This is a genomic window from Verrucosispora sp. FIM060022 (genome assembly GCF_003977705.1).
In the GTDB taxonomy this organism is placed as follows: Bacteria; Actinomycetota; Actinomycetes; order Mycobacteriales; family Micromonosporaceae; genus Micromonospora; species Micromonospora gifhornensis.
Genome location: NZ_RQIV01000001.1, coordinates 496,110 through 511,146, shown reverse-complemented (window position 1 = coordinate 511,146; position 15,037 = coordinate 496,110). Strand labels below are relative to the sequence as shown.

Here is a 15,037-nt window from a genome sequence, read left to right as displayed (position 1 = left end):
GACCAGTGTCAACGCCCTGCCCTTACGTTGGTTCAGGAGGGCACCGCCGGGCGTCACCCTATGCCGTGCCCGGCGAGCTTTGATCATCCGTCTGGCCGATATCGGCCAGTTCGACGGCGTCGGCGATGCGGTCACAGGCGACCAGCGCGGCACCTGTCGCGCCGATCTCCGGATGCCGCCCGAAACGTACCTGCCGGGGTGCCAGCACCTCGACGAATGCCGCCCGCCACCACGGCGAGGCGGCCATCGCCCCGCCGCCGAGGACCACCTCCACCGGCGCGCCGACGGTGGACTCCAGCGCGGCCAGGTCGTCGACGACCTGCTCGCACACGCCGTACATCAGTCCGGCCAGCATCTGCACCGCGGTGGTGCTGAAGCTCAACCCGCCCAGCTCACCCGAGCCGGCGCGACGGCTGCCCGGTGGCCGGTCACCGCCGAGGGCCACGTTCACCGGGCGCCGGTCACCGGGCGACAGCCCCCACAGCGCCGCCTCCAGCGCCGGGCCCTCGGGGAGCCGCAACTCCCGATCGGCCCACGCGAACACGTTCCCCCCGGAGGAGTACGCCGCCCCGGTGACCACGTGCTCGTGGTCGACACGGTAGCGCCAGAGCCGCGGGGGCAGCGGGGCCAGCGGCGCGTGCGCGGGCATCCGTTGCAGCAGCCGCACCGCCGACGAGGTGCCCACGGTCACCGCCGCCCGGGTGTGGTCGATGCAGCCGGAGCCGACGTTGGAGGCGGCACCGTCACCGATCGGCGGCGACCAGGACGCCCGCGCCAACGCCGGCCACCGGCGGGCGTACGTCGGACGCAGCCGTCCCCGCCAGTGAGACGGTGCCAGTTGCGGCAGTTCGTCGCCGCCGACACCGGCCAACGCGCAGGCCTCCGGGTCCCAGTCGAGGGTGCTGATGTCCAGCAGGCCGGTGCCGGACGCCTGGGACATCGACATCGGCGCGTCGTCGAGCAGCTGGCTGAGGGCGTACTCGACCAGGCCGACGAACCGGGCCACCGGGCTGCCGCACCGGGCCCGCAGCCAGGGCAGCCGCACCGACCAGTAGCAGCGGTGCCACCAGGTGCCGGTGCGTTGGTGGTAGGCGTCCGGATCGGCCGGGCCGGTCTGCGTCGGGGCGGGCTCGGGCCGGGTGTCCAGCCAGGTGAGCACCGGGCCGAGCGGCTGACCGTCGACGCCGAGCGGCAGGACGGAGTGCCACTGCGCGCTTATCGCCACCATCTCCACCTCGCGCAGCCAGCCCTGCTCGTTCAACTCGTCCAGGCAGTCGAGCAGGCAGGTCAGGTAGCCACGGGCATCGAGGGTGCCGGTGCCCTCGTCGTCGACGGTCAGGTCGATCCGACGCCGGGCCAACGCTCCCGGCACCGGCTGGATGTCGTCACCCAGCACGAGCCCACGCACCGAGGAGGTGCCCAGGTCCAGCGCGAGAATGTTCATCGCCGGTCAACGTACCCGGTGGCTCGGCGAGCACAACCCTGCCGCGTGCCCGGGTACGCCGAACGGCTTCCGCAGCGCCCGCCCCGCGCGTAGGGTGAGCGCATGCTCGCGCGACTGTCCTGCTGGTGGCCCGCCGACCCGGCGGCCCACCCCCGCGCGTAGCTTTCCCCACGCGGCCGCCCGACGAGGCGGCCGCCGGTCAACTCTTCCGGCCCGTGGGCCGCCCCCGACGGCGGCATCCGGCCCGAGGAGACCCGATGACACCGCTGACCGACCTGCTCGCCGCGCTCGCCGACGGCACCGACCCGGGCCCGTTCGCCCTGATCCGCCGCGACGGTGCCGAGCATCTCGACCTGTTCACCGGCCCGGTCGGCACCGTCGACCGACTCGCCGACATCCCGTTGCCCGCCGGACCGGCCGGCCCCACCACACTGGCCCTGGTGCCGTTCCGGCAGGTCGCGGAGCGGGGCTTCGCCTGCGTCGACGACGGCGTACCGCTGGAATGCCTGCGCATCGACAGTCGGGCACGGTTGCCGCTGGCCGAGGTCCTCGACGCGCTGCCCGACGGTCCGGTACGCACCACCGGCGCGGCCTTCGACATCAGCGACGACGAGTACGCCGACACCGTCGCCCGGGTGCTCGCCGACGAGATCGGCCGCGGCGAGGGGGCCAACTTCGTCATCCACCGCACCCTGCACGCGCAGGTGCAGGGTGCGCCGCTGACCGCCGCGCTGGCCGCGTTGCGTTCCCTGCTGCTGCGAGAACGCGGCGCGTACTGGACGTTCGTGGTGCACACCGGTGCCCGCACGCTGGTCGGCGCCAGCCCCGAACGGCACGTCAGCGTCGACGACGGGCTGGTCATGATGAACCCGATCAGCGGCACCTTCCGGCACACCGGCGTGGCGGCGGACCGGGCGGCGCTGCTGCGTTTCCTCGCCGACACCAAGGAGGTCGAGGAGCTGTACATGGTCCTCGACGAGGAACTGAAGATGATGGCCACGGTGGCCGAGCACGGTGGTCAGGTGGTCGGGCCGTACCTCAAGGAGATGTCCCATCTGGCGCACACCGAGTACCTGCTCGCCGGTCGCGGCTCGAAGGACGTCCGCGACGTGCTGCGGGAGACGATGTTCGCCCCGACGGTGACGGGCAGCCCGATGGAGAACGCCTGTCGGGTGATCGCCCGACACGAGCGCACCGGCCGCCGCTACTACGCGGGCGTGCTGGCCCTGCTCGGTCACGACGACACGGGCCGGCAGACCCTCGACGCACCCATTCTCATCCGTACCGCCGAGATCGCCCCGGACGGTGCCCTGCGGGTGCCGGTCGGTGCCACCCTGGTGCGGCACTCCACCCCGGCGGCCGAGGTCGCCGAGACCCACGCCAAGGCGGCCGGCGTGCTGGCCGCCCTGGGCCTGGGACCGCAGGCACCGACCGCCGGCACCGGCCCGGTGGGCCGGCTGGCCGACGATCCGCAGGTACGCGCGGCGCTGGCGGCCCGCAACGCGCCGCTGTCCCGGTTCTGGCTGGACCAGCGGCCGCCGGGGGCACTCGCCGTGCCCGCCCTGACCGGCCGTCGGGCGCTGATCGTCGACGGTGAGGACACCTTCACCGGGATGCTCGCCCACCAGTTGGGGGCGCTGGGTCTGACGGTCACCGTGCAGCCCTGGCACGCCGACGCCCCGCTGTCCGGGTACGACCTGGTCCTGGTCGGGCCCGGGCCCGGTGACCCGAACAGCGACACCCCGAAGATGCAGCGGTTACGGGCCCTGCTGCGGGTGTTGCTGGCCGACGGCCGACCGACGCTCGCGGTCTGCCTCGGCCACCAGCTGCTGGCCGGGCTGCTCGGGTTGCGGGTCGACCGTCGAGCCGCGCCCTACCAGGGCCTGCAACGCACGGTGCCGATGTTCGGTACGCCCCGACGCCTCGGCTTCTACGCCACCTTCACCGCCCGCGCCGCCGCCGACCGGCAGGGGAGCCCGTACGGTCCGGTCGAACTGGCCCGCGACGAAGCCGACGGGGCGGTGCACGCGCTGCGCGGCCCGGGCTTCGCCGGGGTGCAGTTCCACCCCGAATCGGTGCTCAGCCCGGACGGTCTGGCCGTGCTGGCCGACCTGCTGCGGGACCTGCTGCCGGCACCGGCCGGTGAACTCTCCCCCACCGTGCAGGCATAGCGGCGCCGATCCGGGGTAGCGCTGCTGACGGCCGGTGGCCCGGGCGGGTTTGAGAGCCCCCGCCCGGGCCACCGGTCCGTCGACGCTCAACCGGCCAGGCCCTTCTTGACCGCCGCGCCGATCTGCACCGCCCGGCGGGCGGTGAGTGCCGTCGCGGTCAGGGCGATGTCATCCGGTGCGGTCTCGCCGTTGTTGCTGACGTGCGACGCACCGTACGGGTTGCCGGCGACGAACTGGCTGGGATCTGTGTAACCGGGGGTGACCACGATCCCACCCCAGTGGTAGAAGACATTGAACAACGACAGCAGCGTCGACTCCTGCCCGCCGTGCTTGGTGGCGGTGGAGGTGAACGCCGAGTAGACCTTGTTGACCAGCGCACCCTTGGCCCACAGCGGGCCGGTGGTGTCGATGAACTGCTTGAGCTGGGCGGCGACCATGCCGTACCGGGTCGGCGCCCCGAGGATCACCACGTCGGCCCAGCTCAGGTCGTCCAGCTGGGCCTCCTCGATGTGCTGTGTCTCCAGGTGGTGCGCCGACCACCCTGCGTTCGACCGGATCGCCTCGTCGGGTGCCAACTCCCGCACCTTGCGCAGCCGTACCTCGGCCCCCGCGTCACCGGCGGCCTCGCTGGCCGCCTGAGCCATCTGATACGTGATGCCGGTCGCGCTGTAGTAGATCACTGCCACCTTGACCTGTGCCGCCATCACACGCCCCCTTCCTCGATCATGAGCAGGCTTCGCAGTTACCCGAACTTCGCGTCGGTGAACATTCGCGGCACTGCCTGACCTGGTCGCGATCGCGGCGGTAAGCGCTGACCCACGCGGCGATAACGGTTGGCTCGGGCAGCCTGCCGGCTGGCATGCTCGCGGCCATGGAGATCAGGATTGCGACGGCCGACGACTGGTCGGGGATCTGGCCCTTCCTGCGGGAGATCGTCGCGGCCGGTCAGACGTACACCTGGCCCCGCGACGTCGGTGAGGAACAGGCACGGGGGATGTGGCTGGTACCCGCGCCCGGTCGTACGGTGGTCGCGGTCGAACCCGACGGCACGGTGCTCGGCTCGGCGAAGCTGACCCCCAACCAGCTGGGCCCCGGCGCCCACGTCGCCAACGCCAGCTTCATGGTCGCCCCGTGGGCGGCCGGGCGTGGCATCGGTCGGGCGCTCGGGCGGCACGTGCTCGACCTGGCCCGGGCCGACGGCTACCGGGCGATGCAGTTCAACGCCGTGGTGGCCAGCAACACCCGGGCGGTGGCGTTGTGGCGGTCGCTCGGGTTCGAGGTGGTCGGGCGGATCCCGGAGGGCTTCCACCACCCCGACGAGGGCTACGTCGACCTGCTCGTGATGTACCAGCGGCTCTGATCCGGGCGCTCGTCGTACGGCCGGATAGCCTGGGCCGCGTGATGCTCCCCCTGCCAGCCGGCGACTTCAAGGCGTACCTGTTCGACTGCGACGGCACCATCGTCGACTCGATGCCCCAGCACTACACGGCGTGGCGGCAGGCCCTCGACGAGTGGGGCTGCGAGTTCCCCGAGGAGTTGTTCTACGCCTGGGCCGGTCGGCCGACCGCCGACATCGTCGCCGCGCTCAACGAGCAGCAACGGCTGAACATGCCGCTGGAGGCGGTCATCGCCCGCCGGGAGGCGCTCTACCAGCAACTGCTGCCCAGCGCGGCCGGCATCCCCGGGGTGCTGCACCACATCGACGACGCACACGGACGGATCCCGTTCGCGGTGGTCTCCGGCAGTACCCGCGAGGCGGTCACCGCCTCCCTCGGTGCGCTGGGCATCCTCGACCGGTTCGACGTGCTGGTCTGCGCCGGCGACTACACCCGACCCAAGCCCGACCCGGAACCGTTCCTGCGCGCCGCCGAACTGCTCGGCGTACCCCCGGAGGCCTGTCTGGTTTTCGAGGACGCCGACCTCGGGATCGAATCCGCCACGGCCGCCGGCATGGCGGCGGTACGGGTGCCGCAGCCGCGCCAGGGCTGAGCGGTGCGGCGCGGGACACCACCCGGGCGGCCGGTCAGCTCGCGCCTTTGCTCAAGAGTTCCGCAAGGTGCCCTTCGGATGGTTCTCGACCGGGCTGGAAAGCGCCATCCTGAGAAGACCGCTGCCGGCGACTTCGCATCGCCGCCCCGCGGCGGCGAACCTGAACGGGGGATCGCGCTCCGCCACCGACGAAGCTGGCGTAGCGCGATCAGGGGGTACCGGCGTAGCGCGATCAGGGGGGTACCGGCGTAGCGCGATCAGGGGGATGCTGACTCGCCTGGAGTCGTGCCCGCTGGCCTGGATGTCGTGGCCCGCTGATGTCGGTGGGCACTCCTATGCTGCGGTGGACCAGCAGCAAGGGAAGGCGGCCCACCTCGTGGCACCCACCGTTTCGACGGCGCTGACCGGCGCCGAGGCGCTCGCCCTGCGGATGGCCGGTCTCCGGTTGCGCCCGCACGCCACCGCCCCGCCGCTGACCACTGTCGCCGAGGTGGTGGAGTGGTTCGGTGCCATGCAGGCGCAGGACCTGGCCAGCGGCATGTGGTCGTTGGGCGTACGACTGCCCGGTTCGACCCACGCGGACGTGCACGCCGCGCTGGAGCGCCGGGAGGCGCTGCGGACCTGGCCGATGCGCGGCACCATCCACCTGGTTCCGGCCCGGGACGCTCGTTGGCTGCTGGAGCTGACCGGCGTACGCGCGTTGGCCGGTGCCGCGAAGCGGCGGGAGTTCCTCGGCCTGTCCGAGGCCGAGGCCGACCGCGCGGTCGACGTGCTGGGCGCGGCGCTGGCCGGCGGCGGCCGGCTCACCCGCGCCGAGTGCGTCGCCGCACTTGTCGCGGCCGGCATCGACGGCGCCGGCCAACGCGGCTACCACCTGCTGTGGTACGCGGCCCAGCGCGGCGTCACCTGCATCGCCCCCAACATCGGCACCGAACAGACCTTCGCACTGCTCGACGAGTGGGCACCCGACCAGCACCAGCTCGACCGCGACGAGGCGTTGGCCGCCCTGGCGCTGCGTTACTTCCGCAGCCACGGCCCCACCACCCGGCAGGACTTTGCCGGCTGGACCGGCCTGACCGCCGCCGACGCGAAGCGCGGCATCGCCGCCGCCGGTGACGATCTGACCACCGTTGTGGTCGACGGCGCCGAGGCGGTGCTGCACACCCCGCTGCTCGACGCGCCCCGCAGCGAGGTGGACGACGTGCTGGCCCTGCCCGGCTTCGACGAGTACCTGCTCGGTTACAAGGACCGCACGCTGATGCTCGACCCGGAGCACAAGCAGGCCATCATCCCTGGTGGCAACGGTGTCTTCCAGGCGACGGTCGTGGTCGGGGGCCGGGTGGTCGGCACCTGGAAACGAAGCCTGGCCAAGACCCGCGTCACCCTCGCCGTGCAGCCTTTGGTCGACCTCGATCCCGTTCGGCGCGAGCAGGTCGAGCAGGCCCTCAATCGGTACGCCGATTTTCTCGCCCTGCCGCCCCGGATCACCTGGAGTCAGTGAGCAGTTCCGACGGCCACCAGAGCGTGCCCGCCGCAGTGTCGCGTCCACTCCTGTCGAGCTGATCCGTGCCCGTCGTCACGAGTACGGTGTCCTGATGAACGTCGTTGTCTCGCCGCCACCGGCCACCCGGTAATCCCAGCTGACCGGCCCGGCTCTCACCTTCCTGAGCCCGGGCGCTGTTGTGCTGCCCGGGCGGCGATGACATCGGAGAATTGTGTGAACACGCGTACGCCCTCGATCGGGCGAGGAATCCTCTACATCTGTGTCGCGGCAATCGCCTGGGGTACCGGCGGTGCCGTGGCGGCCATCCTCTACGCCACCAGTGGCCTGGGGCCGATCGCGGTCTCCTTCTGGCGGTTCGCCAGCGGGGTCCTGCTCCTGCTCACCGTCCACCTACTCGTCCGGGGCCGCACCCCGGCATCGGGCGAGGTCAACTGGCGACAGGTCGTGGTGACCGGAGTGGGGCTGGCGGTCTACCAGACCGCCTACTTCGCCGCCGTCGGCTACGCGGGCCTGGCCATCGCCACGGTGGTGACCCTGGGCGCCGGGCCGATCCTCATCGCCACCGGCTCTCACCTGCTGGTCGGCGAACGGCTCGGCCACAGCGGGACCGTGCTCGTGGCGATGGCGTTGGCCGGGCTGGTGCTGCTGGTCGGCGGCGGTACCGACGGTGCCGGATCGGCACCCATGCCGGGCCTGCTCTGCGCGCTGCTGTCCGCAGCCGGCTATGCCGGCGTCACCCTGCTCGGCCGGAAGGTAGGCCGCGACGGCACCAGCGGCAGCCCGCAGATCACCACCCTGGGAGGCTTCGCCGTCGGGATGGTCTGCCTGTTCCCGTTGGCCCTGGTCGAAGGTCTCCTGCCCACCTCGGGCGAGACCGGTCAGGTCCTGGGGCTGCTCGCCTATCTCGGACTCGTGCCGACCGCGCTGGCGTACCGTCTGTTCTTCGCCGGGCTGGCGACGGTGCGGGCCACCACCACGTCGGTCGTCGCGCTGGTCGAACCGGTCACCGCCGCCGTGATCGCTGTGCTCCTGCTGCACGAGCGGCTGACGGTGCCTGCCGTCGCCGGATCGGCGATCCTGCTCGGTGCCGTGGTCGCACTCACCATCGGCGAGCGGCGGGCGGTACGCCTCGGACACGTCGCGGATTCCGGGCTCTCGTTGCCGGGACAGCGCAATTCTGAAGAAAGGGCGGTGTAGCCGGCCGGGCACACTGAGCATTCTCGTGCGGCGATCGGCCGGCCGACCTGCCCCGGAGGTGCGCGTGTACCGTCCGACCCTCGACCCGCTCGCCGACTCGCTGGCGTTGAGCGCCCTCGTCGCCGGGTTGCCGATCGTCACCCTGTTCCTGTTGCTCGGTGTGCTGCGGGTACGGGCGTGGCTGGCGGCGCTCGGCGCACTCGCCGTCGCGCTGCTGGTCTCCGTCGTGGCGTACTCGATGCCGACCGGGCAGGCGCTGCTCACCGCGAGTCAGGGTGCGACGTTCGCGCTGTTCCCGCTGGTGTGGACGTTCGGCACCGCCATCTGGATCTACCGGATGACGGTGACGAGTGGACACTTCGACGTGCTCCGGCGCTCCTTCGCCCGGGTCAGCGACGACCAGCAGGTGCAGGCGTTGGTGATCGCGTTCTGTTTCGGTTCGCTGCTGGAGGGGCTGGCCGGCCAGGGTACGCCGGTCGCGATCACCACGGTGATGCTGCTGGCGCTGGGCTTCCGTCCGATGAAGGCGGCCACCGTGGCGCTGGTGGCAAACACCGTGCCGGCCGCTTTCGGGCCGCTCGGCCTGCCGATCACCACACTGGCCCGGGTCACCGACCTGCCGACGGGCGACCTGGGCGCGATGGCCGGACGACAGGTACCGGTGATCGCACTGTTCATTCCGCTGCTGCTCGTCGGCATGGTCGGCGGTCGCCGAGGGCTGCGCCGGACCTGGCACATCGCCCTCGCCTGCGGCGTGTCGTTCGCGCTGGCCCAGTTCCTCACCTCGAACTACTTCGCCATGGCCCTCGCCGACATCGTCGCCGGGCTGGTCAGCGCCGTGGTGGTGACCGTGACCGCGCGGGTGTGGCCGCCTCGGCGCCACGACGACCCGGTGATCGACGCCGCCGCTCCGGCAGGACCCGGCACGACGGTCACGCCGGGCGGCCCGATCGGGTCGGGAGCACCGGGCGGGTCGGGAGCACCGGGCAGGCCGACAGAGCAGGCGGTGGCGGTCGTCGGCCGTACGGATGTGGCGTCGCCACCGCCGGACACGTCGGTCGAGGTGTGGCGGGCGTACGCCCCGTACCTGGTGATCGTGGCGATCTTCGGCCTGTCGCAGGTGCCCGCGATCGCGGACGCGCTCAACGCCGTCACGGTGACCTTCAACTGGCCGGGACTGCACCTGCTGACCACCTCGGGCGCGCCGTCGACGTTGCCGGTGTTCCGGTTCAACTGGCTCTCCTCGACCGGCACGCTGCTGGTGCTGGCCGGACTGGTGACGATGGTGATCCTGCGGGTCACTGTGCGCACCGCAGTCGTCGCGTACGGGCAGACGCTGGCCTCGCTGCGCTGGGCGATCCTCACCGTGTGCGGACTGCTGGCGCTGGCCTTCGTGATGAACGGCAGCGGGCAGACCGCGACTCTGGGCACCTGGATGGCCGGTGCCGGTGGCCTGTTCGCGTTGCTCTCGCCGGTACTCGGCTGGCTGGGTGTGGCGCTCACCGGCTCGGACACCTCGTCCAACTCGCTGTTCGGTGCACTCCAGGTCACCGCCGCGCAGCGCGCCGGTCTGGACCCGGTGCTGCTCGCCGCGGCCAACGCGTCAGGCGGAGTGGTCGGCAAGATGATCTCATTGCAGAACCTGACGATCGCGGCGAGCGCGGTGGGGCTCAACGGCCGCGAGGGTGATCTGTTCCGGCGCATGTTCGGCTGGAGCGTGGTGTTGATCTGTGCGATGGCGGTGCTTGTCGGCTTGCAGGCGACCCCGGTGCTGAGCTGGATGGTGCCGTAACGGTTGCCCGTACGTGCGGGCGGCACCCACCGGGTGCATCTGTTGTCGCCGCGGCAACCACAGATGCACCCGGAGCGGCCGGTCAACGGACATCGGTGACCGGGTGGCGGTCAGTGTCCCCTGCGGCGGGCCTGCCGCTGCGGGTGCTGCCGACCTGGCTGACTCTGCTCACCCGAGCGCGAGCTACCCGCGAGGGGGCGGCTGCCGGAGGCGGCGCCACTGACGGCCCGGGCGGCAGCGGCCACGTCCGGCTGCCGGGGAGACGACTGCTGTTGCACCTGAAACTGGGTGAACTGCGGCCCGGACATGTTGACGACCGAATCCGCCTCGGACGAGGAACTCGAACTCCAGTCGGTGGTCGAGCCGATCGACGAGACCCGCGTCGCCTGGAACCTCGCCCGGACGTCCTCGATCTCCGACGCGGTGGGCGAAGCGGGGGCCTCGTACGCGTTGGTCGCCATGCCGTGGTCCTGCGGCACCTGGTATCCGTTGCCGAGGTTTGCCAGAAACCCCGCCGGGCTCAACGGCTGCCCCGGCCCGTGGTACGAGTCGTAGACAGCCTGGCTGTTGGTATGGATGTGGACGATGTCGGCTGCGTCCTCGCGATCGGCAAGCCAGGTCATCTGGGTCTGGTGATCCACAGGTACGAAGCCCTGGCCCACCTGGTCCCTGATGTGCTCCTCACGCGCGTCGCGCTCCACCTCCAAGGAACGGAGTTGTTCCCGGGTCAGTGGCGTGTCGACGCTCGACTCCGGCATGTCGTCGCGCACCTCCTGCCGGAAGTCCACTCCGGTCGCCGCACCGCCGTACCTGCGGTAGAGATGCGGTTCGGGAATGGTCGATTGCGCCGGATTCACCATCTGGGGATCCATCACCCAGGGATCGAGTTGGACCGACCCGGGATACTCCGGCGGCCCGACGACGACGTTCGTGTGCGGGAAGGCGTACTCCGGTGCGATGTCCTCGCCGTCGTGATCCCGGTCGTAGGTGACCCGGTAGATCGGGTCACCGTACTGGGACATCGGATCGTAGAGCGTGGCGTTCGCCGCCGCCATGGTGGAGTCGGCCATGTCGTTGCAGTTGGCCAGGCCGGCTGCGGCGGAAAGGACATCGGTCTGGGCGAAGCTTCGCAGCATGCTGGGTCGCTCGTCGTCCAGGCGCTCCTGAAGCTCCTCGACCGGCTCCCGGTCCGCGTAGACCGCCCCCTCGCTCACCTCGAAGTCCGGCCCCTGGTTCGGCCTGCGCCGCTCGGACAGCTCCGCCTGGACGGGTGCCATGACCGACGTCCGAAGCTTGAAGAGTTCCCGCTCACCCTTGTCGATCAACTTCAGCCCGTCGAGGGCAGAGCTGATCTTGTTGTAGTACCTCTCGTTGCCCTTTTCCTCAGCCTTGTCCTTGAGGATCTTCAAGGCGGTTCGCAGCGGACCGTACACGGTCTCGAAGTGCTTCTGGCGATAGGCGTAATCCCGGCTCTCCGTCGAACCGGCCGCGTAGATCTGCTCATCCTCGCCCGCCCGCTGCATGTTGTGCTTCTGCCAGGTGCTGACGGCCTTCGTGATGGCACTGACCTTGGCCGGGTCAGCGGTGATGCGCCGGAGCCGGTCACGATCGGTGATCCAGTGCAGCCGTTCGGCGGTGATCCTGTAGAGATCGTTGAGATCGTTCTGGCGGGTGCCTATCTGTTGCACAGGGTCCATACCAATCCTCCGCATCTGGCGCTCGATGTCGGCGCAGGCTTGACGGTGCGTACCCCTCATGACGTCGCCCGGCGTGGCTCGGTTCACCGCGATACAACGCCGTGGGGTGCGCCTGCTCCGACGACAGCAGGTGCACCCCACGCGGCGGGTCAACAGCGGTCTCAGCCGGCCAGCGCCCCTGCCGAGCGGCCCTCGTGCAGGGTCAGGTTGCGACCGTTCGACGGGTCGAACAGGTGCAGCTTCTCCAGGTTGAACCAGACCCGCCGGTCCTCCCCCTCGGTCACCGTGGACTCGGCCGACAGCCGGGTGACCAGGTTCGAGCCGGCGAGGTCGGCGGCACCGGCATCGGCGGCCAACTCCTCCAGCTCGGCGGCGCTGGCCCGGCCTCCCTCGACGGTCAGGTAGACGTACTTGTCCGAGCCCATCGACTCGACGATGTCCACCGGCGCGGTGAACTCCATGCCCCGGTCGCGGGTCTGCTCGTCGACCAGCTCGGCGTCCTCGAAGTGTTCGGGGCGGATGCCGAGGATCAGTTCGCGGGGCGCGTCGGCGCCCTCCAACTCGCGGCGGATCCGGTCGCCGATCGGCAGGTCACCCAGCGCCGTACGCAGACGACCCTCCTCGACCGTCGCGGGCAGGAAGTTCATCGACGGTGAGCCGATGAAACCGGCCACGAAGAGGTTGTTCGGGTGGTCGTACAGTTCCTGCGGCGGGCCGACCTGCTGGATCGCCCCACCTCGCATGATCACGACGCGGTCGCCGAGGGTCATCGCCTCGGTCTGGTCGTGGGTGACGTAGACGGTGGTGGTGCCGAGCTGCTTCTGCAGGCGGGACACCACGGTCCGCATCTGCACCCGGAGTTTGGCGTCCAGGTTGGACAGTGGCTCGTCCATCAGGAACGCCTTGGGTTGACGCACGATGGCCCGGCCCATCGCCACCCGCTGCCGCTGGCCGCCGGAGAGGTTGGCCGGCTTGCGGTCCAGCAGCGAGGTCAGCTCCAGCACCTTGGCGGCTTCCTCGACCTTCTGGTCGATGGTGGCGCGATCCAGCTTGGCCAGCCGCAGCGGGAAGGCCATGTTCTCCCGCACGGTCATGTTCGGGTACAGCGCGTACGACTGGAAGACCATCGCGATGTCCCGGTCGCGGGGCGCCTTGTCGTTGACCCGCTGGCCGCCGATGCGCAGCTCGCCGGAGCTGATGTCCTCCAGCCCGGCGATCATGTTCAGGGTGGTGGACTTGCCGCAGCCGGACGGGCCGACCAGGATCACGAACTCGCCGTCGGCGATCTCCAGGTCGACGTCCCGCACCGCCGTGGTGCCGTCCGGGAACTTCTTGCTCACCTTGTCGAGCACGATGTCAGCCATGAGAAACCCACCTATCCCTTGACGGCGCCGGAGGTCAGGCCGGAGACGATGCGGCGCTGGAAGAAGAGGACGAACAGGATGATCGGTACGGTGATCACCACGGCGGCGGCGCAGATGGCCCCGGTCGGGTCCTCGAACTGCGAGGCGCCGGTGAAGAACGACAGCGCCACCGGCACCGTGCGGGACCGCTCGGTGGAGGTCAGCGAGATGGCGAACAGGAAGTCGTTCCAGCAGAAGATGAAGACCAGGATCGCCGTGGTGAACAGGCCCGGCGCGGCCAGCGGGGCGATCACCCGCCGGAACGCCTGCGCCTGGGTCGCGCCGTCCATCTTGGCCGCCTTCTCCAGGTCCCACGGGATCTGCTTGAAGAACGCCGACAGCGTGTAGATGGCCAGCGGCAACGCGAAGGTGATGTACGGCAGGATCAGGCCCGGCCAGGTGTCGAAGAGACCCAGCTGCCGCTCGATCTCGAACAGCGGCGAGACCAGCGACACCTGCGGGAACATCGCGATCAGCAGGGACACCCCGATCAGCAGCCGCTTGCCGGGGAAGTCCAGCCGGGAGATCGCGTACGCGGCCATCGCGCCGAGCACGACGGCGATCACTGTCGCGATCATCGCGATGCCGATCGAGTTGATCAGTGCCCGGACGAACTGGTCCGTGCCGAAGATGTTGCGGTAGTTGTCAAGCGTCCACTCCCGCGGGATGAACTTCCCGTCGGTGAGAGTGGCCGGCGTCTTGAACGACAACGACATGATCCACAGCACCGGGATCAGGGCGAAGACGACCACGACGGCGTTCAGCAGGCCCCATTGCAGCTTGGCGCGGCGGGCGGTGGTGTCAGCCATGTCAACGCCTCTCCCCGTCGTCGCTGCCGGGGGCAGCGGTACCGAACAACTTCACGAAGACGAACGCGATGATCGCCACGGTGATGAAGATCAGCACCGACATGGTCGAGCCGATGCCGAGGTTGAGGCCCCGGATCAGGTTGTTGTAGGCGATCATCGACACCGACGAGGTCTCGTTGGCCCCGGAGGTCAGCACGTAGATGTTGTCGAAGACCCGGAACGCGTCAAGGGTGCGGAACAGCAGCGCCACCAGGATGGCCGGCTTCATCACCGGCAACATCACCTTGGTGAACCGCTGCCAGGCGGTGGCACCGTCGGTGGAGGCCGCCTTGAGCAGGTCCTCCGGCACCAGGGCCAGGCCCGCCATCAGCAGCAACGCCATGAACGGCGTGGTCTTCCAGATCTCCGCCAGCATGATGATCGCCAGCGAACTGGCCCGCTCGGTCAGCGGCGCGCCGTCGGAGAAGAGGTTGGCCAGGTAGCCGGTGCCGGGCGTCCACGCGTACCGCCAGGAGAACGCGGCGACGACCGTGACGATGCCGTACGGGATCAGGGCCGAGGTCCGGACGATGCCGCGACCGACGAGCGTACGGTGCATGATCAGCGCCAGGCCCATGCCGAGCACGAGTTCCACGGCCACGGTGACCACCGTGATCAGCATGGTCACCCCGAACGCGGTCCACCAGAACTCGTTTGTCAGCACGGTGACGTAGTTCTGCAGACCGACGAACTCGCGTTCGGCGGGGAAGCGCAGGTCGTAGCGCTGCAACGACAACCACACCGAGTAGAGGATCGGGTAGGCGGTCACCGCGAGCATGACCAGCGCGGCCGGGGCGCACAGCAGCAGACCCAGCCGACGCTCGGCCCGCTTGTTCTCACTCAGCGGCGGCTTGCGCCGTCGGTTGTTGCGCTGCGCGGGCACGGCGGCGTGCCGACCGGTGCTGCGGGTGTCGGTCCCGTCGGCGGCCACGTCCGCGCCCGCCGGGGTGGCGTTGACGCTCATGCTCTCACCCCCGTGTGGTGTCGCTGGC

12 protein-coding genes are annotated in these 15,037 nt (G+C 70.4%); 6 read left to right on the top strand and 6 right to left on the bottom strand.

All coding sequences use genetic code 11. The features are described 5' to 3' along the window. Positions 1-58: 58 nt before the first annotated feature. On the bottom strand, positions 59-1,444 hold the full coding sequence (locus tag EG812_RS02280) for an FGGY family carbohydrate kinase (protein WP_126710593.1): 1,386 nt from the start codon (positions 1,442-1,444) through the stop codon (positions 59-61). 257 nt (positions 1,445-1,701) lie between these two features. Between EG812_RS02280 and EG812_RS02275 the strand changes: the two genes are divergently transcribed. After that, complete coding sequence (locus EG812_RS02275; RefSeq protein WP_126710592.1) at positions 1,702-3,615, top strand: anthranilate synthase family protein; 1,914 nt, start codon at positions 1,702-1,704, stop codon at positions 3,613-3,615. An 86-nt stretch (positions 3,616-3,701) separates the two neighbouring features. Here the strand turns inward: EG812_RS02275 and wrbA are convergent, their stop codons facing one another. Further along, positions 3,702-4,319, bottom strand: a complete 618-nt coding sequence (gene wrbA / locus EG812_RS02270) for an NAD(P)H:quinone oxidoreductase (RefSeq protein ID WP_013734777.1) — start codon at positions 4,317-4,319, stop codon at positions 3,702-3,704. A gap of 167 nt (positions 4,320-4,486) precedes the next feature. Here wrbA and EG812_RS02265 point away from each other — a divergent pair, with 167 nt between their 5' ends. The 5 genes from EG812_RS02265 (at position 4,487) to EG812_RS02245 (ending at position 10,097) form a co-directional block, all read left to right on the top strand. Beyond that, positions 4,487-4,975: a GNAT family N-acetyltransferase gene (locus EG812_RS02265; protein ID WP_199743791.1), complete on the top strand. Its 489-nt coding sequence runs from the start codon at positions 4,487-4,489 to the stop codon at positions 4,973-4,975. 41 nt (positions 4,976-5,016) lie between these two features. Then, positions 5,017-5,604 carry an HAD family hydrolase gene (locus EG812_RS02260; RefSeq protein WP_232510900.1) on the top strand — a complete coding sequence of 196 codons (588 nt, stop codon included), beginning with the start codon at positions 5,017-5,019 and terminating at the stop codon, positions 5,602-5,604. 430 nt (positions 5,605-6,034) lie between these two features. Further along, positions 6,035-7,105, top strand: coding sequence for a winged helix DNA-binding domain-containing protein (locus EG812_RS02255; RefSeq protein ID WP_199743818.1), 1,071 nt, complete (start codon positions 6,035-6,037; stop codon positions 7,103-7,105). Between the two features lie 216 nt (positions 7,106-7,321). Further along, on the top strand, positions 7,322-8,305 hold the full coding sequence (locus EG812_RS02250) for a DMT family transporter (RefSeq protein WP_233579340.1): 984 nt from the start codon (positions 7,322-7,324) through the stop codon (positions 8,303-8,305). Between the two features lie 64 nt (positions 8,306-8,369). Then, a complete protein-coding gene (locus EG812_RS02245; RefSeq protein WP_126710589.1) occupies positions 8,370-10,097 on the top strand; it encodes an L-lactate permease in 1,728 nt (575 codons plus the stop codon). Positions 10,098-10,207: 110 nt separating this feature from the next. Here the strand turns inward: EG812_RS02245 and EG812_RS02240 are convergent, their stop codons facing one another. From EG812_RS02240 to EG812_RS02225, 4 genes are all read right to left on the bottom strand, one after another. Further along, a complete protein-coding gene (locus EG812_RS02240) occupies positions 10,208-11,794 on the bottom strand; it encodes a hypothetical protein (protein ID WP_126710588.1) in 1,587 nt (528 codons plus the stop codon). 161 nt (positions 11,795-11,955) lie between these two features. Beyond that, complete coding sequence (locus tag EG812_RS02235; protein ID WP_013734784.1) at positions 11,956-13,158, bottom strand: ABC transporter ATP-binding protein; 1,203 nt, start codon at positions 13,156-13,158, stop codon at positions 11,956-11,958. Between the two features lie 11 nt (positions 13,159-13,169). Further along, positions 13,170-14,006, bottom strand: coding sequence for a carbohydrate ABC transporter permease (locus EG812_RS02230; protein ID WP_013734785.1), 837 nt, complete (start codon positions 14,004-14,006; stop codon positions 13,170-13,172). 1 nt (position 14,007) lies between these two features. After that, positions 14,008-15,009 carry a carbohydrate ABC transporter permease gene (locus EG812_RS02225; protein WP_126710587.1) on the bottom strand — a complete coding sequence of 334 codons (1,002 nt, stop codon included), beginning with the start codon at positions 15,007-15,009 and terminating at the stop codon, positions 14,008-14,010. Positions 15,010-15,037: the final 28 nt, after the last annotated feature.